Below are 20,033 nucleotides of genomic sequence, written 5' to 3'. Positions count from 1 at the left end.
CTCTGCGGTCGGCGACCCGGGCCCGGCCGGGTCGGTGATCAAATCGCCAGGCAGCTGATGGCGTGCGCCTCGGCCACCGTCTCGGCCAACGGCCGACGGGTGTCGATGCGGTGCGCGGCGTCCCAGCCGGTGGCGTGCTCGGCCATCGCGGCGGCAATCTCCGGGGTGGCGTCGGAGGTGGTCTCGCGGCGCCCGGCGATCCGCTGCTCGGCCTCCTTGAGCGGCACCGTGCAGGCGAACTCCACCATCGGGACCGCATGCTGGCGGGCCAGTTCCCGCGCGCGGTCCCGGTCACGCTGTTCACGCCAGGTGCCGTCCAGAATCACCGTGTGCCCGGCCGCCAGCAGCGTCGCGGCCCGTTGCAACACCGCGTCGTACACCACGGCCACCTTCTCCGGGCTGTACAGTCCTACGCCGAATGTTCCGGGCTCGCCTTCGATCACCCCGGTGGCCTGGAGCTCCCGGCGCACGTCGTCGGTCGAGATGACCGGGGCGCCGATGTGTTCGCCGAGCCCGCGGGCCAGGGTCGTCTTGCCGGTGCCGGGGCCGCCGCCGATGAGGATCAACCGCACGGTCCCGGCGCGCAGCTGATCGACGGCGAGGTCCAGGTGCCGGCGGGCATCGGCGTCGGCGCCCGGGCTGCCCTGATCGGCGCGGATGCAGTCCACCTTGGCGCGCACCCCGGCGCGGTAGGCGATGTAGAACCGGATCAGCCCGGGCGGGGCCGGATCGTCGGCGGCCTTGCGGTACTGCGCCAGGAAGTGGTCGGCCAGGTCGCGGCGGCCCAGGAATTCCAGGTCCATCGCCAGGAAGGCGGCGTCGTCGATTCCGTCGACGTGGCGCAGTCGGTCGTCGAATTCGAGGCAGTCCAACAGCACCGGGCCGTCGGGCTGGCAGAAGATGTCGTCGGCGAGCAGGTCGCCGTGCCCGTCCACGATGCGCTGGTCGGCGATGCGGTCGGCGAACAACTGCGAACGGCCGGTGATGAACTGGTTCACCAGATGCTCGGTTTCGCTGATCAGTTCGGCCGGCAGCACCGTGGTGGTGTAGCGGCGCAGTTCGGTGATGTTGGCCTGCCAGCGCGCGCTGATCGCGGACGGCCGGCCGCCGGCGTCGATGTCCGCAGACCGCTCGGCGCGCCGGTGGAAGTCCGCCAGCAGTTCGGCGACCAGGGTCAGCTGCTGTTCCAGAAGCTCGGTAGGCTCGCCCCGCCGCACCATCGAACTCAGCCGGTAGGTGTCCGGATAGCGGCGCATCACGATCACCGGCTCGGCCGGTCCGCCCTGCGGATCGCTGAGGTGGGCCACCCCCAGATAGGCGTCGGGAGCCAGCCGCCGGTTGAGGTCGACTTCGTGCCGGCAGGCCCACTCGCGCTGCTCGACGGTGCGGAAATCCAGGAAATCGGTGAGCACCGGCTTTTTGATCTTGTAGGCCCTGGCGCCGATCATGGTGACGACGCCGGTGTGGGTTTCGTGGATCTCGGCGGCGGCGTCGAACGACCCCGGGGACTCAGATGGCGGCGTGCGAGCGTCCATATCGACCATCGTGCCGGGAACGGCGGACTGATGGGCGGCGTCCGGGAATTCCGGTCCCGGCAGCGGGCTCAGTCCCCGGTGCGATCATGTATTCATTCCGGCAACCGCAGCTCGGGTTTCTCCACCTCTTCGATGTTGACGTCCTTGAAGGTGATCACCCGCACCTGTTTGACGAACCGGGCGGGCCGGTACATGTCCCAGACCCAGGCGTCGGTGAGCCGTAGTTCGAAGTACACCTCGCCGCCGGAGTTGTGGGGCACCAGTTCGACGCCGTTGGCCAGATAGAACCGCCGCTCCGTCTCCACGACGTAGCTGAACTGCCCCACGATGTCCTTGTACTCGCGGTACAGCGAGAGCTCCATCTCGGTTTCGTACTTCTCGAGATCTTCGGCACTCATCTGCTCAGCTGTCCTTCGTGTCGGTCTGTCGCCCTCGTCGGCTCATCCGATTCCATCTTTCCTCACCCCAGTCCGTGCTGTGGCTCCGGCTCCCGTTCGACCAGCTCAGCGGGCACTCTGACGGGCCCGTCCGGGCTGTCGACGGTCACCAGCCGGCGCACGTTGATGAAGGAGTACCGGTGCTGATCGGAGGGGCCGAGCTCGGCCAGCGCCGCGGTGTGCGCCGGGGTGCTGTAGCCCTTGTGGTCGGCGAAGCCGTAGCCGGGATACCTGCTGTCCAGTTCGACCATCAACCGGTCCCGGCTCACCTTGGCCAGCACACTTGCCGCCGCGATGCACGCTGCCGCCGCGTCACCGCCCATCACCGGCAGCGACGGCACCGGCAGGCCCGGCACCCGGAACCCGTCGGACAGCACGTAGCCGGGCCGCACCGACAACCCGGCGACCGCCCGCCGCATCCCCTCGATGTTCGCGGCGTGCACGCCGCGCCGGTCGACTTCCCGCGCCGGGATGTACACCACGTGGTAGGCCAGCGCGTAGCGGCGGATCAGCGGGAACAACCGCTCCCGCTCGGCGGCGTTGAGCCGCTTGGAATCGTCGAGCGCGTACAGGCTGCTCAGCCGGTTGGGTCCGAGCACGCACGCGGCGACCACCAGCGGTCCGGCGCAGGCACCGCGGCCCACTTCATCGACCCCGGCGACCGGTCCCAGACCGTTGCGGTACAACGCCGACTCCAAGGTGCGCAGGCCGGCTGCCTTCCGGATCACTGTTCGAGGTGGCCAGGTCGGCGGCACGAGCAGCTCCTAGGTCTGCAGGTCTCGAGGGTCTGCGGTTTCAGCTCTGCGGATTGACGCTGTCCACTCCACCCCAGCGCGCCGGCGGCCAGGCGATGAACCGCGCCTTGCCCACCACATTCTCCACCGGGATGGTGCCCGCCTCCGGGTCCCCTGTGCAGAACACCCCGTCCTGCACACCGGCGGGGGTGTTGGTGCAGTGCGCCCGGGAGTCGGCCGAATGCGTGCGGTTGTCACCCATCACCCACAACCGTCCCTCCGGCACCCGGACCGGCCCGAATTCCGGCCCCAGACAGGGGTACACGCTGGGATCGGGCACGTTCATCGTGACCGGGTCCAGGTACGGCTCGTCGAGCCGGCGGCCGTCGACGGTGAGCCCGGTGTCGTTGCGGCATTCGACGGTCTGGCCGCCGACCGCGATGATCCGCTTGACGAGGTTATTCTCGTCGGGCGGAACGAATCCGATCACCGACAGCGCGTTCTGCAGATACCGCACCGCGGTGTTGTCGGACCGGATCGACTGATAGCCGATGTTCCAGTTGGGTGGGCCCTTGAACACCACCACGTCGCCGGGCTGCGGATCGGAGAACCGGTAGGTGAGTTTGTCCACCATGATCCGGTCGCCCACACATCCGGGGCAGCCGTGCAGTGTGGGCTGCATCGACTCGGACGGAATCAGGTACGGCCGCGCCACAAACGTCAGCATGACGTAGTACATGACCAGCGCGATCGACACTAGGATGACGCCCTCGCGCAGTGCGCCGTGCTTGCGCTTGGGTTCGGCGGACTCGTCGGCCGCCTGCTCGGTGTCGGAGTCGAGGCCGGGTGGATGCTCGGCGTCGTCGGAAGCCGTGGAACCGGTCACGGGATCAGCGTAGCCAGCGGTGATCTCTTCCACCGCGGTGCACACGTCGACGCGCGCACCGCACGGTGGAGAGCCCTCAGCGCTTCTCCTTGATCTTGGCCTTCTTGCCACGCAGATCGCGCAGGTAGTACAGCTTGGCGCGACGGACGTCACCGCGGGTGACGACCTCGATCTTGGCGACGTTGGGCGAGTGCACCGGGAAGGTGCGCTCGACGCCGACGCCGTAGCTCTCCTTGCGCACGGTGAAGGTCTCGCGGACTCCGCCGCCCTGCCGGCGGAGGACCACACCCTTGAACACCTGGATGCGTTCCTTGGTGCCCTCGATGACCTTGACGTGCACGTTGACCGTGTCGCCGGCGCCGAAGTCCGGGATGTCGTCGCGCAGCGACGCCTGATCGACGAAGTCGAGCGTGTTCATCGGTGGCACTTCCTTGTTCGTTTCGCGGCTGCGGTGTCCGGCTGCGCCGCGTGGCGCGCCGACCGAGCCTGGCGTTTTCGGGCGTTCGGGGTTATCCGGCCGTGGGCGGGGAATTCTGCCGCACACAGACAACTGCCCAATTGTGCCAGACGGGCCCGCGGGCAGCGAAATCGTCGTCCGCGAACACCCTCCTGGGGCGTCTCACCAGCGACGATGCGGGTATAACAATAGGGCCCGCACGGGCCGAGGATGGCGGCATCAGGGGTAGCAGGGGGTAGCAGGAGGGGCATGCGACGGCGGTCGTCCACAACGTCCCCGCGGGGGTCGTCCCGCAAGGGTGCGTGCTTCGCCGTCCTGGTGCTGACGGCGCCGCTGTTGACCGGCTGCGAGCCCAAGGTGTACGGCACCCCGCCGGTGCCGCCGGAGGCGCCGGCGCTGACCGTCACCGATCCGCGGGACGGCCGCACACCGCTGTCGGAGTTCCCCGGGGACCTTGCCGAGCGCGTCCGGCGGGCCACCGACAGCGCCGCGCGGGCCGGCGCCACGATCAGCATGCACCTGCTGGACCGGCGCACCGGTCAGACGATCTCCAACGGCGACGCGTCCACCATCGCGATCGCCTCGGTGGTGAAGGTGTTCATCGCCGACGATCTGCTGCAACGCGAGAAGAACCCGTCCCCCGCCGATCTGAAGATGATCGAGGACATGCTCCGGGCGTCGGATGACGGTGCCGCCGAGATCCTGTGGGGGCGCGGTGGCGGCAGCGCGATCGTCGAGCGGGTGGCCGACCGGTACGGTCTGCCCCACACCGGCCCGCCCGGCAACGGCCGGTGGTGGAACACCGTCAGCACCACCGCGGATCTGGTGCGCTACTACGATCTGCTGCTCAGCGGCGCCGGCGGGCTGCCCGCGGACCGGGCCGACATCATCCTGTCGAACATGGCCGCGGCCACCCCCACCGGGCTGGACGGCTATCCGCAGCGGTTCGGCATCCCCGACGGCCTGCCCCACGAGCCGGTGGCGGTCAAGCAGGGCTGGATGTGCTGCATCGGCTCGCAGTGGTTGCACGTGTCCAGCGGGGCGATCGGGGCCGATCAGCGGTTCGTGATGGCGATCAGCTCGATGCAGGCCGCCGACGACGCCACCGCCCGCGACACCGTCACCGAGGCCGTCCGGACGATGTTCCCGGCCGGCCGGATCTGATCCCCGCGAGTCGTCGCGGAACCGCCTGTCTCCGGACGGATGGGTGCGAGTTCATGCCTGCTCGCCGGGCGGGTCGCCCTCGGAGTCCAGCAGGTCGGGGCGGCGTTCGCGGGTGCGTTTCAGCGCCTGCTCACGCCGCCAGGCGGCGATCTTGGCGTGGTTCCCGGACAGCAGCACCTCGGGCACGTCCAGGCCCCGCCAACTCGGTGGCCGGGTGTAGCTGGGCCCCTCCAGCAGCCCCCGGTACCGGCCGGAGTGCGAATCCTCTTGATGCGATGCGGGATTGCCCATCACGCCGGGCAGCAGCCGGACCACCGCCTCGATCATCACCAGCGCCGCCGCCTCGCCACCGGCCAGCACGTAGTCACCGATCGAGACCTCCTCGACCCGCATCCGCCGTGCCGCATCGTCGATCACCCGTTGGTCGATGCCCTCGTAGCGGCCGCACGCGAACACCAGATGGGATTCGCCGGCCCAGCGCTGGGCGACGTTCTGGGTGAACAGCCGGCCCGCGGGCGTGGGCACCACCAGCAGGGTCTGCTCGGTGCAGATCTCGTCGAGCGCCTCCCCCCACACCGGCGCGGTCATCACCATGCCCGGCCCGCCGCCGTACGGGGTGTCATCGACGGAGCGGTGCACATCGTGGGTCCAGCGGCGCAGATCGTGCACCCGAAGGTCAACGATCCCGGCCTCGATCGCCTTGCCCGGCAACGACTCCCGCAGCGGATCCAGATACCGGGGGAAGATCGTGATGACGTCGATCCGCACGGTCGCTCAGCCCAGTTCCAGCAGACCGTCGGGCGGATCGATCTCGATGGTCCGCTCCTTCAACGACACCGTCGGCACGATCTCCCGGACGAACGGCACCAGCACCTCGCGCTCACCGGCGCGGACCGCGAGCAGCTCCCCGGCGGCGGTGTGCAGCACCTCGGACACCGTGCCCACCTCTCGGCCGTCGACGGTGCGTACCCGCAGACCCTCGAGCTGATGGTCGTAGAACTCGTCGGGATCCTCGATCGGGGGCAGGTCAGCCGAGTCGATGACGAACAGGATGCCGCGCAGCGCCTCGGCCGCGGTGCGGTCCTCGATGCCGGCCAACCGGACCAGGAGACGGCCGCTGTGTGGCCGGGACGACTCGACGACGAACTCCCGTTCCGGACCGTCGCCCCGGCCGGGTCTGCCGCGCAGCCTGACGCCGGGCGCGAACCGGCTGTCGGGGTCGTCGGTACGGACCTCCACGACGACCTCGCCGGTGATGCCGTGTGCCTTGACGACCCGCCCGACTACCAGGTCCATGGGTGGCCGGCTATTGGTCGGTGTCCACCACGTCGACGCGGATGCCCCGCCCGCCGATCCCGGCCACCAGGGTGCGCAGCGCGGTGGCGGTGCGCCCGCCGCGTCCGATCACCTTGCCGAGATCATCGGGGTGCACATGCACCTCGACGGTGCGGCCCCGCCTGCTGGTGACCATGTCGACCCGCACATCGTCGGGGTTGTCCACGATGCCGCGGACCAGGTGCTCGACGGCGTCGACGACGACTGAGCTCACGGTGCCGCTCAGCTTTCCTTGGCGGCGTCGGACCCTTCGGCCGCAGCCTCGGCCTTCTCGCCGGCCTTCTCGCCGGCCTTCTTCTCAGCCTTCTCGCCGGCCTTCTTCTCAGCCTTCTCGTCGGCCTTCTTCTCAGCCTTCTCGTCGGCCTTCTTCTCGGCCTTCGCTTCAGCCTTGTCGCCGGCCTTGTCGTCGGCCTTCTTCGCCGACGCCTTCTTCTTCTTGGGCTGGGCCGCCTCGGTGCTCGGCGCACCCTCGGCCTCGGCCAGGGCCTGGTTGAACAGCTCCAGCTTGCTGGGCTTGGGCTCCTTGACCTTCAGCGAGCCCTCCGCGCCCGGCAGGCCCTTGAACTTCTGCCAGTCACCGGTGAGCTTCAGCAGCGCCAGGACCGGTTCGGTGGGTTGGGCGCCGACGCTGAGCCAGTACTGCACCCGCTCCGAGTTCACCTCGATGAGGCTGGGCTCTTCCTTGGGGTGGTAACGGCCGATGATCTCGATCGCGCGGCCGTCGCGACGGGTCCGCGCGTCGGCAACGGCAATGCGGTACTGAGGATTGCGGATCTTGCCGAGCCGCGTGAGCTTGATCTTGACAGCCATGTGTGACGCCTTCTCCTGTGATTGCCACGCTGCAATTCAGCGATGCGGGCCGGTTGCCTGCATCCGGTTTTGCCTTACGTGTGTGACCGCCGCGCAAGCGCCCAGCGAGGAGCCCGAGGCGGATCGCTCAGAGCGGGTCGCGTGGCAGACAGCCGACCATTGTGCCAGAACCGGCCCGCACCAGTGAAATCGTGCAAGCTCCCGGCCCCGGTCAGATGCCCAGCACCGCCCTCGCGATCGCGAAGTAGATCAGCAGTCCGGTCGCGTCCACGAACGTCGAGATGAACGGATTGGAGAACACCGCCGGGTCCGCCCGCACCGCACTGGCCAGCAGCGGCATCGCCCCGCCCACGGTCGCGGCCATGGTGCACACGCTGACGAAGGTCAACCCGATCACGGTCCCGATCTCGCGGTCGTACACCAGGCTGGTCACCAGAAACGCCAGCGCACCGAGAATCAGGCCGAGCGCCAGACCCACCTTGAACTCCCGCAGCAGCACCCTGAACAGATCGCGAGGCCGGACGTCGCCGAGGGCCAGCGCGCGGGTCACCGTGGTCGCCGCCTGATTGCCGGTGTTGCCGCCCGTGCCGATCAACAGCGGAACGAACAGCGCCAGCGTCACCACCTCGCTGAGGGTGGCCTCGAACACCTCCAGCACCTGGACGGTCAGCGTCGCACCGACCGCCAGCACCAGCAGCCACACCACCCGGGACCGCACCAGGCCACTGACCGGGGTGGTCAGGTACGGCCGGCGCAGCGGTTCGGCGCCACCGATACGGGCCTGGTCCTCGGATTCGGCGCTCTCCAGGATGCGCAGCGCGTCGTCGACGGTGAGGATGCCGACCAGGCGGGTCTCGTTGTCGACGACCGGAAGCGCCAGTAGCTTCAGGTCGGCACACCGGCGGGCGGCGAGCTCCGCGGCCTCGGTCGCCCGCACCCAGTGCGCGGGTTTCATCAACTCGGCGACGGTGGCGTCCGGCGCGGCGTTCAGCAGCTCCCGCAGACTCACCACGCCGACCAGCACCCGCTGGTTGTCGGTGACCGGCAGCGTGTACACGGTCTCGGCGTCGTCGAGATGCGCGGCGACCCGTTCGAGCGCCTGCTGCTGGGTCAGCTCCGGGCGGACAGACACGAACTCCGGGCTCATCCGCCGACCGATCGACCCCTGCGGATAGCCCAGGATGTCGGCGGTCATCTCCCGTTCGCGCAGCGGGAGCCCCTGCAACAGCCGGCGGGCCACGCTGGCCGGCAGCTCGTCGAGCAACTCCACCCGGTCGTCGGGGTTCAGCTGCGCGAACAGCGCGGCGACCGCGTCGTCCTTCAGCCCGCCGACCAGGTCGCCCTGCAGGCTGGGATCGAGGTTCTCGAACACCTCCAGCGCCAGCCCCTTGGGCAGCACCCGGTACAGCACCGCCTGCTGTTTTCGGTCCAGCCGCTCCAGGATGGCGACGATCTGTGCCGTCGACAGCCGCTGGGCGGCGGCGGTCAATGCGGGCAGGTCCAGGTCATCGAGCGCCCGCAGGATCTCCCGGTCCTCGGTCTCGATCGATGAGGTGCGGCTGTCAGTCATCGCTACCTACAGAACCTTGTCGAAGCACTTGGTCTCCACCCGGCGGGTGATCCGCCAGCCCTCGGGGGTACGACGGAACTCGTCGTCGTACCACAGGCCGCAGAACAGCAGTTGCCGTTCATCACCGTCGCCGGTGAGCGCCATGGGGTTCAGACACAGCGTGCGGGACGACGCTCGGTCCCCGTCAAGGGAGATGTCGAAGTTGCCGACCAGATGGGCGTAAGCGGGGAAATTCGGCAGCACCTCTTTGAGCCACGCCTTGACCTGCGGATAGTGCCCGTCGATGCCGCCCATCGCGCGGTAGTCGATATAGGCGTCCTCGGTGAACACCCGGTCGAGATCGTCGAAGCGGCGTCGATCGATCGCCGTCGAGTAGTCGACGAGCAGCTGTTGGATTTCCAGTCGGTCCGAGATCTCGGCAAGGCTCAACACGGTTCCGATTCAACACCCTGGCCGCCCGCGCCGCCGTATCGAGCCGTCGTGTCGACGGGCCGGCACCGGTCGGCCGGCCTCCACAACTTTGCCCCTGGGATGTTCCCGGCCGGGCGTTTAGGCTGTCCGGTCATGGGCAGATTCGCCGGCGCGTTCGCGCTGCTGCTGATCGCGGTGCTGAGCGTCGTCGCGCCGGGCGCCCCGGTGACCGACCCGGTTGCCTGGGCCGACCCGGAGATCCGCCCGGTGGGTTCGGTGCCGGCCCCGACGGGTCCGGCTCAGGCCTGGATCGTCGCCGACCTGGACACCGGCGAGGTGCTCGCCGGACGCAACGAGAACACCCGCTACGCACCGGCCAGCACCATCAAGACCCTGCTCGCGCAGGTGGTGCTCGACGAGGTGCCGTTGGACGCCACGATCGTCGCCACCGACGAGGACACCGAGGTCATCTGCAACTGCGCCGGGGTAGCGCCGGGACACACCTACACCACCCGGCAGTTGCTGGAGGGGTTGTTGCTGGCGTCGGGCAACGACGCGGCCAACACCCTGGCCCGCATGCTCGGCGGGGAGCAGGCGGCGGTCGCGAAGATGAACGCGCTGGCGGGCCGGCTCGGTGCGCACGGCACCACCGTCGCCTCGACGTCGGGCCTGGACGTTCCGGGGGTGCCGTTCTGGTCCACGCCGCACGATCTGGCGGTGATCTTCCGGGCGGCGCTGAACCATCCGGTGTTCGCCGAGATCACCGCGATGCCCTCGGCGGTGTTCCCCGCCCGGCGCGGGGAGATGGTGCTGGTCAATCAGAACGAGCTGCTGCAGCGCTATCCGGGCGCACTGGGCGGTAAGACCGGCTACACCGACATCGCCCGCAAAACCTATGTCGGCGCCGCGCAGCGGGACGGTCGGCGGCTGGTGGTCGCGCTGATGTACGGGTTGGTCGCCGACGGCGGCCCGACCTACTGGGATCAGGCGACGGCGCTGCTGGACTGGGGCTTCAGCCAGGACACCGGCACCGCCATCGGCGTGCTCTGACCAGCTCAACACGCCAAAGTTGCTGTTTCGCAATATTTTCGATACCGGTTCGCTGCGCACCCGCGTCCTCACCGAGCAGTTCAGCCGATAGGCTCAGCGCCCGTGCGCGCCACCACCGACCGGCCGAGGCGGCCCCGCCTGCGATCCCGTCCGTCCCGGAATGCCCTGCTGGCAACGTTGTTCGCGATCGCCCTGAGCGTGTCGGGAATCGCCGCCCCGGAGTCATCCGCGCAGCCGGAGCCGGTCCGTGCGATGAGCGTTCCGGACGGTCCCGCGCCGGCGTGGCTGCTCGCCGACCTGGACACCGGACAGGTGCTGGCGGCGCGGGAGCCGCATGTGCACCGCGCGCCGGCCAGCACGATCAAGGTGCTGCTGGCGATCGTGGCGCTGGACCAGCTGCCGCTCAACGCGACGGTGCGGGCCGGCGCGGCCGCCGCCGACGAGGTCTGCTCGTGCGCCGGGATCCGGCCCGGACGGGTGTATTCGACGCGTCAGCTGCTCGACGCCGTGCTGCTGATCTCCGGCAACGACGCCGCGAACACGCTGGCCGACATGCTGGGTGGCCGTCAGGTCACGGTCGCGAAGATGAACGCCAAGGCGTATCAGATCGGCGCACGCAACACCCGGGTCACCAGCCCATCGGGTCTGGACGTTCCGGGGGTGGACATGGTCACCACCCCCCATGATCTGGCGTTGATCTTCCGGACCGCGTTGCGCTATCCGGCGTTCGTCAACATCATCAGCCAGCCGTGGACGATGTTCCCGTCCGACAACGGATTTCGTCAGATCGTCAACCAGAACGAGTTGCTGAAGCGCTATCCCGGCACCATCGGCGGCAAGACCGGGTACACCAAGATCGCCCGCAAGACGTATGTCGGCGCCGCACAACGCAATGGGCGGCGGCTGGTGATCGTGCAGATGGGCGGGATGGACCAACCCGGCCGCACCTACTGGGATCAGGCGGTGGACCTGTTCAACTGGGGCTTCAGCCAGTACCGCTGAGCTCCTCACCGGCGAGGTCGCTGGAAAACCCTGCCGCGCAGGATCACCCGGCTGGGCCGGGTGAGCACCTCGGGACCCAGCCGCGGATCCTCGTCGTAGCAGATCAGGTCGGCCGGGGCGCCGTGTTCCAGCCCGGGCCGCCCCAGCCAGGACCGGGCGTTCCAGGAGGCGGCGCCCAGCGCCTCGGTGGAGCTCATCCCGATCCGTTTGAGCGCCTCCACCTCGTCGGCGATGCGGCCGTGCGCGATCATCCCGCCGGCGTCGGTGCCGGCGTACACCGGCACACCGGCCTCCCGGGCGGCCGACACCTGGGCGTAGCTGCGTTCGTGAAGGTCGCGCATGTGCGCGGCGTAGGTGGGGTACCGCACGGCGCGGTCGGCGATCGACGGGAAGTTCTCCACGTTGATCAGCGTCGGCACCAGCGCGGTGCCGTGCTCCACCATCAACTCGATGGTGTCGTCGGTGAGCCCGGTGCCGTGTTCGATGCAGTCGATGCCCGCCTTGATCAGCCCGGGCAGCGCGTCCTCGCCGAAGACGTGGGCGGTCACCCGGGCACCGTGGGCGTGCGCGGCGTCGACGGCCTCCTTGAGCACCTCGTCGGACCACAGCGGGGCCAGGTCGCCGATGCTTCGGTCGATCCAGTCGCCGACCAGTTTCACCCACCCGTCACCCCAGCGGGCTTGCTGCGCGACGTATTCGGGAAGCTGGGATTCGTCTTCGATGTCGATCGGCAGACCGGGCAGGTAGCGCTTCGGCCGGGCCAGGTGCCGGCCGGCGCGGATGATGCGCGGCAGATCGTCGCGCTCGTCGAGGCTGCGGGTGTCCACCGGGGAACCGCAGTCCCGCAGCAGCAGCGCCCCGACGTCGCGTTCGGTCTCGGCCTGGGCGATCGCCTCGTCGAACTCGACGGCGCCGCCCGGTCCGATGCCGACGTGGCAGTGCGCGTCGACCAGGCCCGGCAGGATCCAGCCGTCATAACCGTGCCTGCCGAAGATGGTCTCGGCCCCGGCGACCGGTTCGGCCGACAGCCGGCCGTCGACGATCCACCACTCCACCGGCTGCTCGTGCGGCAGCCCCCGGCCCCGGAGGTGTAGCGCCTTCACTTCTTGCCGGGGAACTTCAACTTCGACAGATCGATGTCGGCCAGCCCCGGTGGCAGTTCGTCGAGCCCGGGCGGCATCTGCGACAGGTCGGGGAACCCGGCCGGCATGCCGGGCATCGGCGCGCCGAGCGGGTTGCGCACCTTCGGCGGTGTCGGGCCGGCGCCCTTCTTGCGGCCCCGCTGCCCCTTCTTGCCCTTCTTGCCGGCCTTGCGGGTGTTCTTCCGCCCGATTCCCGGGATGCCCATCTGCCCGGCCATCTGCGACATCATCTTGCGGGCCTCGAAGAACCGCTCGACGAGCTGGTTGACCTCGGCGACGGTGACACCGGACCCCTCGGCGATCCGGCGCCGCCGGGACGCGTTGATGATCTTCGGGTCGGCCCGCTCCTCGGGGGTCATGCCGCGGATGATCGCCTGCACCCGGTCGAGCTGCTTGTCGTCGACGGCGGCCAGCGCGTCCTTCATCTGACCGGCGCCGGGCAGCATGCCGAGCAGGTTGCCGATCGGCCCCATCTTGCGGATCGCCTGCATCTGCTCGAGGAAGTCCTCCAGCGTCAGCTCCCCGGTGCCGATCTTGACGGCCGCCTCTTCGGCCTGCTGCGCGTCGAAGACCTGTTCGGCCTGCTCGATCAGGGTGAGCACATCCCCCATGCCGAGGATGCGGCCGGCCATCCGGTCGGGGTGGAAGACGTCGAAGTCCTCGAGCTTCTCGCCGGCGGACGCGAACAGGATCGGCACCCCGGTGACCTCGCGCACCGACAGCGCGGCGCCGCCGCGGGCGTCGCCGTCGAGTTTGGTCAGCACCACCCCGGTGAACCCGACCCCCTCGCGGAACGCCTCGGCGGTGGTCACCGCGTCCTGACCGATCATCGCGTCGAGGACGAACAGCACCTCGTCGGGGTCGACCGCGTCGCGGATCGCGGCGGCCTGGTTCATCAGCTCGTCGTCGATGCCGAGTCGGCCCGCGGTGTCGACGATGACGACGTCGAACAGTTTGGCCTTCGCCTCGGCCACACCGGCGGCCGCCACCGCCACCGGATCGCCCGGACCGTCCTCGGCCGCACCGGAGGCCGAGACTCCCGGATGCGGGGCGAACACCGCCACCCCGGCACGTTCACCGACGATCTGCAGCTGGTTCACCGCACCGGGACGCTGTAGGTCGCACGCCACCAGCAGCGGGGTGTGGCCCTTGTCGCGCAGCCACTTGGCCAGTTTGCCGGCCAGCGTGGTCTTACCGGACCCCTGCAGACCTGCCAGCATGATCACCGTCGGCGGGGTCTTGGCGAACTTGAGCGGCCGGGTCTCGCCACCGAGGATCGCGATGAGTTCCTCGTTGACGATCTTGACGACCTGCTGCGCCGGGTTGAGCGCGGCCGAGACCTCGGCGCCCTTGGCGCGTTCCTTGACGCGGGCGACGAAGTTGCGCACCACCGGCAGTGAGACGTCGGCCTCGAGCAGCGCCAACCGGATCTCGCGGGTGGTGGCGTCGATGTCGGCGTCGGTCAACCGGCCCTTGCCGCGCAGCCCCTGCAGGGCACCGGTCAACCGGTCGGACAGCGATTCAAACACGCCGTCCAGCGTAGCGGGCGACGTCCCGGCCGGGGTGCGTGCCGCCGGGAGCCCGGCCGCGCGTGGCCGCGCGCCGCCCCGGCCCGAGGCCGCGAAACGCTCAGCCGGCCCGCTCGACGGGCTCCGCCGGCGGGGGCGTCGGCAGCACCGCGTACAGGTCGTGCTCGAGTTCGCCGCGCACGGCCGCCGGGTCCGCCGTTCCGCCGGTGAGCGCGGGCACGACGATGCCGAACACGTCGACGACGGCGGCGCCCAGGGTGGTGACCTTGGCCCAGGCGATGTCCACGCCGTCGCGTTCGAACACCGCGGTGAGCCGCGCCAGCAGCCCCGGCCGGTCGGCGGCGCGGATCTGCACCACCAGTTCCCCGGGCGCGGAGCCGTCGAACCACAGCACCCGCGGCGGTGCGGGCGCCGCGATGACCGGGACCGCCGCGGCGGGCTCGCCGGGCCGGTGGGAACCCGGTGCGCCGTCGTGGTCGCGGCGTTCCAGCGCCGCGAGCACGTCGAGATCCCCGTCGAGCGCCAGGATCAGCTGCTGCCGCAGCAGGTTGGCGGCCGGCGGCGCCCCGAAGTGCGGGGACACCACGAACGTGTTGATCGCCGAGCCGTGGTGGCTGTTGACCGACGCCGAGTGCACGCGAAGCGAATTCAGCGCGAGCACACCCGCCGCCTTGGACAGCAGACCGCGCCGGTCCGGGGCCACCAGGGTGACCTGGTAGATGTGCGGCCCGTCGCCGGGCACCAGGTCGACGTGCACCCCACCGCGGGCGGCCAGCGAAAGATGTTGCGGGTCGATCGGATCGGGATGCGGGAGCGGCTCGCCGGCCATCACCAGCCGACACCGGCGCACCAGATCGCCGATGAGGGCGGCCTTCCACTCCCCCCACACACCCGGCCCGGTGGCCAGCGAGTCGGCCTCGACCAGCGCGTGCAGCAGATCCAGCAGCACCGGATCGGGTCCGAGCGCGTCGACGACCGACTCGATCGTCCTGGGATCGTCGAGGTCGCGGCGGGTCGCGGTGCGCACCAGCAACAGGTGGTGGCGCACCAGTTTGACCAGGATGTCGATGTCCGACGGCCACAAGCCCAGCCGGGCGCCGATCTGGGCGGCCAGTTCGGCGCCGATGACGCTGTGGTCACCGCCGCGGCCCTTGCCGATGTCGTGCAGCAGCGCCCCGAGCAGCAGCAGGTCAGGTCTGGACACCCGGGTGGTCAGAGCGCTTGCCTGCGCGACGGTTTCGGTGAGGTGCCGGTCGACGGTCCAGACGTGGACGATGTCGCGCGGCGGCAGATCGCGCACCGCACCCCATTCCGGGAACAGCCGTCCCCACAATCCGGTCCGGTCCAGCGCCTCGATGGTGCCGACCGCGGCCGGCCCGGCGCCGAGCAGCACCAGCAGATCGTTGAGCGCCGGCCGCGGCCACGGTGCCCGCAGTTCCGGCGCGGTCGCGGCCAGCCGGCTCAGCGTGGACGCCGCGATCGGCAGGCCGGTGGTGGCCGAGGCCGCCGCGACCCGCAGGATCAGTCCCGGGTCGCGGGCCGGCCGGGCGTCGCGGGCGAGGATCACCTCGCCGGCGTATTCGACGACACCTTCGTCCAGCGGGCGGCGCAGCGGGCGGCGCAGCGCGGCGAAACCCCGGCGCGGCAACGCATTGGCGGCGGTGCGCAGACCGGAGTCGACGTAGTAGCTCACGGTGCGGGCGGCATCGGACAGTAGCCGGGCCAGATCGAACCGGTCCCCGATCCGCAGCGCGGCGGCGATCTCGTCGGCGTACTGGGCCTGCAACAGATCCCGTCCCCGCCCGGCGATGCGGTGCAGTTCGGTGCGGACGTCGAGCAACGCCAGGTGGGCGTCGCCGAGTGTTCCGGTCGGGGAGGCCAGCGAGGAGCTGGGATAGCCGTCGGCGAGTTGGGCGATCGCCAGTGCGTTGAGCAGTTGCACGTCGCGCAGCCCGCCTCGCCCGCATTTGAGGTCCGGTTCGGCGCGGTGGGCGATCTGCCCGCTGCGCTCCCAGCGGGCTCTGGTGTGGTCGATCAGCTCGTCGAACCGGGATGCGATGGTGGTGCGCCAGTGCCGCCGGGCGCCGTCGATCACCAGCGCCGAGAGGTCGGCGTCACCGGCGATGTGGCGGGCCTCGAGCATGGCCAGCCCGGCGGCGATGTCGGCGTCGGCCACCGCCAGCGCCTCGGCGACCGTCCGCACGCTGTGGTCGATGCGGATGTTGGCGTCCCACAACGGATACCACAGTTGCTCGGCGATCCGGCCGACCAGTTCGGTGGGCATCCCGTCGTGTAGCAGCATGAGGTCCAGATCGCTGTGCGGGACCAGTTCACCGCGGCCCAGTCCGCCGGTGGCCACGATCGAGAAGCCGCTGACCGGGGTGATGCCGATCTCGGCCGCCTTGGTGTTGAGCCACAGTTCGTGCAGATCCAGCAGCGCATACCGCAGCGACGCCGCATCGAGTTGCCGGGCCCCGCCGGCGAGCAGCCGCTCGGTGGCGGCGACCAGATCGCGTGCCGGTTTGGAGCAGACCGCCTCCGGATCCTTCGCGGGGAAGGATCCGGAGGCGGGGCCGGGCGTCTGCTCGGTCATGTCGATTCGCTCCCCGCAGTGCGGCTTACAGGGCGTCGGCTCCGCGCTCGCCGGTGCGGACCCGCACCACCGTCTCGACGGGGCTGACCCAGACCTTGCCGTCACCGATCTTCCCGGTCCGGGCGGCCTGCACGATGACGTCCACCACCTTGTCGACGGCGGAGTCCTCCACCAGCACCTCCACCCGCACCTTCGGCACGAAGTCCACCGAGTACTCGGCGCCGCGGTAGACCTCGGTGTGGCCCTTCTGACGGCCGTAGCCCTGGACCTCGCTGACCGTCATCCCGAGGATGCCGGTCTGTTCGAGGCCGGTCTTGACGTCCTCGAGCGTGAACGGCTTGATGATCGCAGTGATCAGCTTCATGTATCCATCCCTTCTGGGGGCAATTGTTCCCGATCAGACCAGTTCATAAGCCGTTTCGGCATGCTCGGCGGCGTCGATGCCGGCCTCCTCGTCCTCCTCGCTGACCCGCCAGCCCAGCGGCTTGAGCACGGTGGCGATGACCAGTGTCATCACCGCGGTGAAGGCCATCGCCACGACCGCGATCACGATCTGCACGATCAGCTGCTGGATCCCGCCGCCGTACAACAGGCCAGTCTCGGTGGCGAAGAATCCGATGCCGATGGTCCCCCACAGTCCGGCGACCAGGTGCACGCCCACCACGTCGAGCGAATCGTCATATCCGAAGCGGTATTTCAGTCCGACGGCCAGCGCGGACAGGGCACCGGCGATCACCCCGAGGAACAGCGAGCCGACCGGTGACAACGCCCCGCAGGCCGGGGTGATCGCCACCAGGCCGGCGACGATGCCCGATGCGGCGCCGACGCTGGTCGGCCGTCCGTCCCGGATGCGTTCCACGATCAGCCAGCCGAGCATCGCGGCGGCGGTGGCGGCGGTGGTGTTCACCCACACCAGCCCGGCGACGGCGTCCGCGGCGCCCTCGGAGCCGACGTTGAAGCCGAACCAGCCGAACCACAGCAGCGCAGCGCCCAGCATCACCCAGGGGATGTTGTGCGGACGGTAGGCGGTGCGGCCGAAGCCGAGCCGGCGGCCCACCACCAGGGCCAGCATCAGCGCCGCCATCCCGGCGTTGATGTGCACGACGGTGCCGCCGGCGAAGTCGATGGGAGCCACGTTGGCGGCGCCTTCGTCCTCGTTGAAACCGAACAGCCAGGACGCGAACCCGTTCTGCGCATCCGACAGCAGACCGCCGCCCCAGACCATGTGCGCCAGTGGGAAGTACACCAGGGTGACCCACACCGCGGCGAACACGATCCAGGTGCCGAACCGGACCCGCTCGGCCAGCGCGCCGCTGATCAGCGCGACGGTGATCACCGCGAAGGTGAGCTGGAAGCCCACCCACACGATCGCCGGCACGGTGCCGAAGCCGCCGATGACGCTCAACGTCGCCCCGTCGATCTCACGCGTCTCCAGCAACGGGCTCAGCCCGAACAGCGAGAACGGGTTGTCGAAGACACCGAGGATGTCGGACTGTCCGGTGTGCCCGGAGGAGAACGACATCGAGTAGCCCCACAGCACGTAGACGACGCTGACGATGCCCAGCGCGCCGAAACTCATCATCATCATGTTGAGGACGGATTTCTGCCGCGACAGGCCGCCGTAGAAGAACGCCAGGCCCGGGGTCATCAGCAACACCAGAGCCGCACTGATCAGCACCCATGCGGTGTCGCCGCTGTCGAATGCGGCGAACGATTCGTCCGGTAAGGCTAGTACCACTTCGAGTGAACCTCCTTGGAAGATGTGCCGACCAATCGGCTGCCCCAGAAGGTTCATGTGCCGGCGTTTCACCGGGACTGCGGTCACGTTTCGGCGCGGTGAACGCGTGCCGGTGCGGTGTTACATGCGTGTTTCGCACCGGGTCGCGGGTCACCGTCAGCCGAGCAACGCGTCGACGAAGGCCGCGGGTTCGAACGGCGCCAGGTCGTCCGGGCCCTCGCCCAGACCGACCAGTTTCACCGGCACCCCGAGCTCCTGCTGGACCCGGAACACGATCCCGCCCTTGGCGGTGCCGTCGAGCTTGGTCAGCACCACCCCGGTGATGTCGACCACCTCGGCGAACACCTTGGCCTGCGGCAGGCTGTTCTGGCCGATGGTGGCGTCGAGCACCAGCAGCACCTCGTCGACGGCGGCGCGCTTCTTTACCACCCGCTTGACCTTGCCGAGCTCGTCCATCAGACCGGTCTTGGTGTGCAGCCGGCCGGCGGTGTCGATCAGCACCACGTCGGCGCCGTTCTTGATGCCAGTGTCGACGGCGTCGAAGGCCACCGAGGCGGGGTCGGCGCCCTCGCGGCCGCGCACCACCTCGGCCCCGACCCGCGACGCCCAGGTCTCGAGCTGATCGGCCGCGGCGGCGCGGAAGGTGTCGGCCGCGCCCAGCACGACCCGGCGGCCGTCGGCGACCAGCACCCGCGCCAGTTTGCCGACGGTGGTGGTCTTGCCGGTGCCGTTGACACCGACCACCAGCAGCACCGACGGTTTGTCGTCGTGCGGCAGCGCCTTGACCGACCGGTCGAGGTCGGGCCGTAGTTCGGAGATCAGCACCTCGCGCAGCACCGCGCGGGCGTCGGCCTCGGTGCGGACCCGGCTGGCCGCCATCTGTTCGCGCAGTTTCTCCACCACCGACGTGGTGACGACCGGTCCGAGGTCGGCGATCAGCAGGGTGTCCTCGATCTCCTCCCAGGACTCCTCATCGAGGTCGCCCCCGCCGAGCAGGCCGAGCATGCTGCGGCCGATCGCGGTCTGTGATTTCGCGAGCCGCCCGCGCAGCCGGTCCAGCCGGCCCTCGGCGGGAGCGATCTCGTCGAGCTGCGGCGCTGCCGGCGCGGCCCCGGGTTCGGGTTCTGGGGTCGTCTCCGGCGCGGCTTCGGGTTCGACCGGTGGCGCCGTCTCCGCCGGAGACGGGGTGGCGACCGGAGGTGCGGGCGGCTCGGTGGGCGGTACTTCCGCCGGTGGCGGGGGCTTCGGCGGTGCCGCCGGCGGTTCAGGGAGCCGGACGTCGGCGATCGGGCGTTTCGGCGCGTCCCGCGGGATGGTGGCGTCGTCGCCGACGCCGGGCAGGCCGGTGGTGTCGATCCGCTCCGGCGCTGCCTTCGTCGGTGGCGCCTTGGTCGGTGTCGCCGACTGGCTGAACGTGATCCCGGAACTGGTGGTGTAGCCACCGCCGCGCTCGACCGGTTTGGCTTCGTCGCGTTTGGTCAGCCTGATGCGCCGGCGGCGATACAACACCAGCCCGACGATCAGAGCGGCTACCAGAACAACGGCGATGATCGCGATGGCGATCCACAAACCCTCCGACACCGGCTCATTGTCTCAACCTCATCTCGCCGTCCCGATCGGCCCCGGCGACGGGCCGGCCT

20 protein-coding genes are annotated in these 20,033 nt (G+C 69.9%); 3 read left to right on the top strand and 17 right to left on the bottom strand.

From position 1 onward, the window contains the following. Positions 1-38: 38 nt before the first annotated feature. The 5 genes from CKW28_RS08095 to rplS all read right to left on the bottom strand — a co-directional run bounded on the left by CKW28_RS08095 (position 39) and on the right by rplS (position 4,010). Positions 39-1,535, bottom strand: coding sequence for a bifunctional aminoglycoside phosphotransferase/ATP-binding protein (locus CKW28_RS08095; RefSeq protein ID WP_003927216.1), 1,497 nt, complete (start codon positions 1,533-1,535; stop codon positions 39-41). Between the two features lie 92 nt (positions 1,536-1,627). Further along, positions 1,628-1,933 carry a DUF2469 domain-containing protein gene (locus CKW28_RS08090; protein WP_003927217.1) on the bottom strand — a complete coding sequence of 102 codons (306 nt, stop codon included), beginning with the start codon at positions 1,931-1,933 and terminating at the stop codon, positions 1,628-1,630. 62 nt (positions 1,934-1,995) lie between these two features. Further along, the gene (locus tag CKW28_RS08085) at positions 1,996-2,727 is read right to left on the bottom strand and encodes a ribonuclease HII (protein ID WP_040547421.1); all 732 of its coding nucleotides are present in this window, start codon (positions 2,725-2,727) and stop codon (positions 1,996-1,998) included. A gap of 40 nt (positions 2,728-2,767) precedes the next feature. After that, positions 2,768-3,592, bottom strand: coding sequence for a signal peptidase I (gene lepB / locus CKW28_RS08080; protein WP_040547936.1), 825 nt, complete (start codon positions 3,590-3,592; stop codon positions 2,768-2,770). 76 nt (positions 3,593-3,668) lie between these two features. Continuing rightward, positions 3,669-4,010 (bottom strand): 50S ribosomal protein L19, encoded by a 342-nt coding sequence (gene rplS / locus CKW28_RS08075; protein WP_003927220.1) that lies wholly within the window; start codon positions 4,008-4,010, stop codon positions 3,669-3,671. Between the two features lie 288 nt (positions 4,011-4,298). Between rplS and CKW28_RS08070 the strand changes: the two genes are divergently transcribed. After that, on the top strand, positions 4,299-5,213 hold the full coding sequence (locus CKW28_RS08070) for a serine hydrolase (RefSeq protein WP_234785061.1): 915 nt from the start codon (positions 4,299-4,301) through the stop codon (positions 5,211-5,213). A gap of 51 nt (positions 5,214-5,264) precedes the next feature. Here the strand turns inward: CKW28_RS08070 and trmD are convergent, their stop codons facing one another. The 6 genes from trmD to CKW28_RS08040 form a co-directional block, all read right to left on the bottom strand. Continuing rightward, entirely contained in the window at positions 5,265-5,981 is a 717-nt protein-coding gene (gene trmD, locus CKW28_RS08065; protein WP_003927222.1) for a tRNA (guanosine(37)-N1)-methyltransferase TrmD, read from the bottom strand. Positions 5,982-5,987: 6 nt separating this feature from the next. Further along, positions 5,988-6,509: a ribosome maturation factor RimM gene (gene rimM, locus CKW28_RS08060; RefSeq protein WP_003927223.1), complete on the bottom strand. Its 522-nt coding sequence runs from the start codon at positions 6,507-6,509 to the stop codon at positions 5,988-5,990. A gap of 10 nt (positions 6,510-6,519) precedes the next feature. After that, positions 6,520-6,762: an RNA-binding protein gene (locus CKW28_RS08055; protein WP_003881089.1), complete on the bottom strand. Its 243-nt coding sequence runs from the start codon at positions 6,760-6,762 to the stop codon at positions 6,520-6,522. Positions 6,763-6,770: 8 nt separating this feature from the next. Beyond that, positions 6,771-7,358: a 30S ribosomal protein S16 gene (gene rpsP / locus CKW28_RS08050; protein ID WP_003927224.1), complete on the bottom strand. Its 588-nt coding sequence runs from the start codon at positions 7,356-7,358 to the stop codon at positions 6,771-6,773. Positions 7,359-7,569: 211 nt separating this feature from the next. Beyond that, the gene (gene mgtE, locus CKW28_RS08045; RefSeq protein ID WP_003927225.1) at positions 7,570-8,928 is read right to left on the bottom strand and encodes a magnesium transporter; all 1,359 of its coding nucleotides are present in this window, start codon (positions 8,926-8,928) and stop codon (positions 7,570-7,572) included. A gap of 6 nt (positions 8,929-8,934) precedes the next feature. Beyond that, on the bottom strand, positions 8,935-9,360 hold the full coding sequence (locus tag CKW28_RS08040) for a nuclear transport factor 2 family protein (protein WP_003927226.1): 426 nt from the start codon (positions 9,358-9,360) through the stop codon (positions 8,935-8,937). A 132-nt stretch (positions 9,361-9,492) separates the two neighbouring features. Here CKW28_RS08040 and CKW28_RS08035 point away from each other — a divergent pair, with 132 nt between their 5' ends. Together CKW28_RS08035 and CKW28_RS08030 are read left to right on the top strand one after the other, a co-directional pair. Then, a complete protein-coding gene (locus CKW28_RS08035; protein WP_003927227.1) occupies positions 9,493-10,389 on the top strand; it encodes a D-alanyl-D-alanine carboxypeptidase family protein in 897 nt (298 codons plus the stop codon). Between the two features lie 138 nt (positions 10,390-10,527). Then, entirely contained in the window at positions 10,528-11,391 is an 864-nt protein-coding gene (locus CKW28_RS08030) for a D-alanyl-D-alanine carboxypeptidase family protein (protein WP_435405820.1), read from the top strand. Between the two features lie 5 nt (positions 11,392-11,396). On the opposite strand, the gene CKW28_RS08025 is transcribed toward CKW28_RS08030, so the two are convergent. The 6 genes from CKW28_RS08025 to ftsY all read right to left on the bottom strand — a co-directional run bounded on the left by CKW28_RS08025 (position 11,397) and on the right by ftsY (position 19,974). Then, entirely contained in the window at positions 11,397-12,494 is a 1,098-nt protein-coding gene (locus CKW28_RS08025; RefSeq protein ID WP_003927229.1) for a metal-dependent hydrolase family protein, read from the bottom strand. Then, entirely contained in the window at positions 12,491-14,062 is a 1,572-nt protein-coding gene (ffh, locus tag CKW28_RS08020) for a signal recognition particle protein (RefSeq protein ID WP_003927230.1), read from the bottom strand. Before ffh ends, CKW28_RS08025 begins: the two co-directional genes overlap by 4 nt. Before the next feature lie 100 nt (positions 14,063-14,162). Beyond that, on the bottom strand, positions 14,163-16,655 hold the full coding sequence (locus CKW28_RS08015) for a [protein-PII] uridylyltransferase (protein WP_003927231.1): 2,493 nt from the start codon (positions 16,653-16,655) through the stop codon (positions 14,163-14,165). A gap of 25 nt (positions 16,656-16,680) precedes the next feature. Next, on the bottom strand, positions 16,681-17,019 hold the full coding sequence (locus CKW28_RS08010) for a P-II family nitrogen regulator (protein ID WP_003927232.1): 339 nt from the start codon (positions 17,017-17,019) through the stop codon (positions 16,681-16,683). Between the two features lie 33 nt (positions 17,020-17,052). Beyond that, on the bottom strand, positions 17,053-18,393 hold the full coding sequence (locus CKW28_RS08005) for an ammonium transporter (RefSeq protein ID WP_003927233.1): 1,341 nt from the start codon (positions 18,391-18,393) through the stop codon (positions 17,053-17,055). A gap of 156 nt (positions 18,394-18,549) precedes the next feature. Continuing rightward, on the bottom strand, positions 18,550-19,974 hold the full coding sequence (gene ftsY / locus CKW28_RS08000; protein WP_003927234.1) for a signal recognition particle-docking protein FtsY: 1,425 nt from the start codon (positions 19,972-19,974) through the stop codon (positions 18,550-18,552). Positions 19,975-20,033 lie beyond the last annotated feature (59 nt).

It is taken from the genome of Mycolicibacterium thermoresistibile (assembly GCF_900187065.1).
In the GTDB taxonomy this organism is placed as follows: Bacteria; Actinomycetota; Actinomycetes; order Mycobacteriales; family Mycobacteriaceae; genus Mycobacterium; species Mycobacterium thermoresistibile.
The sequence above is the reverse complement of the archived record's forward strand: the minus strand, read 5'-3'. Positions and strand labels throughout refer to the sequence as shown.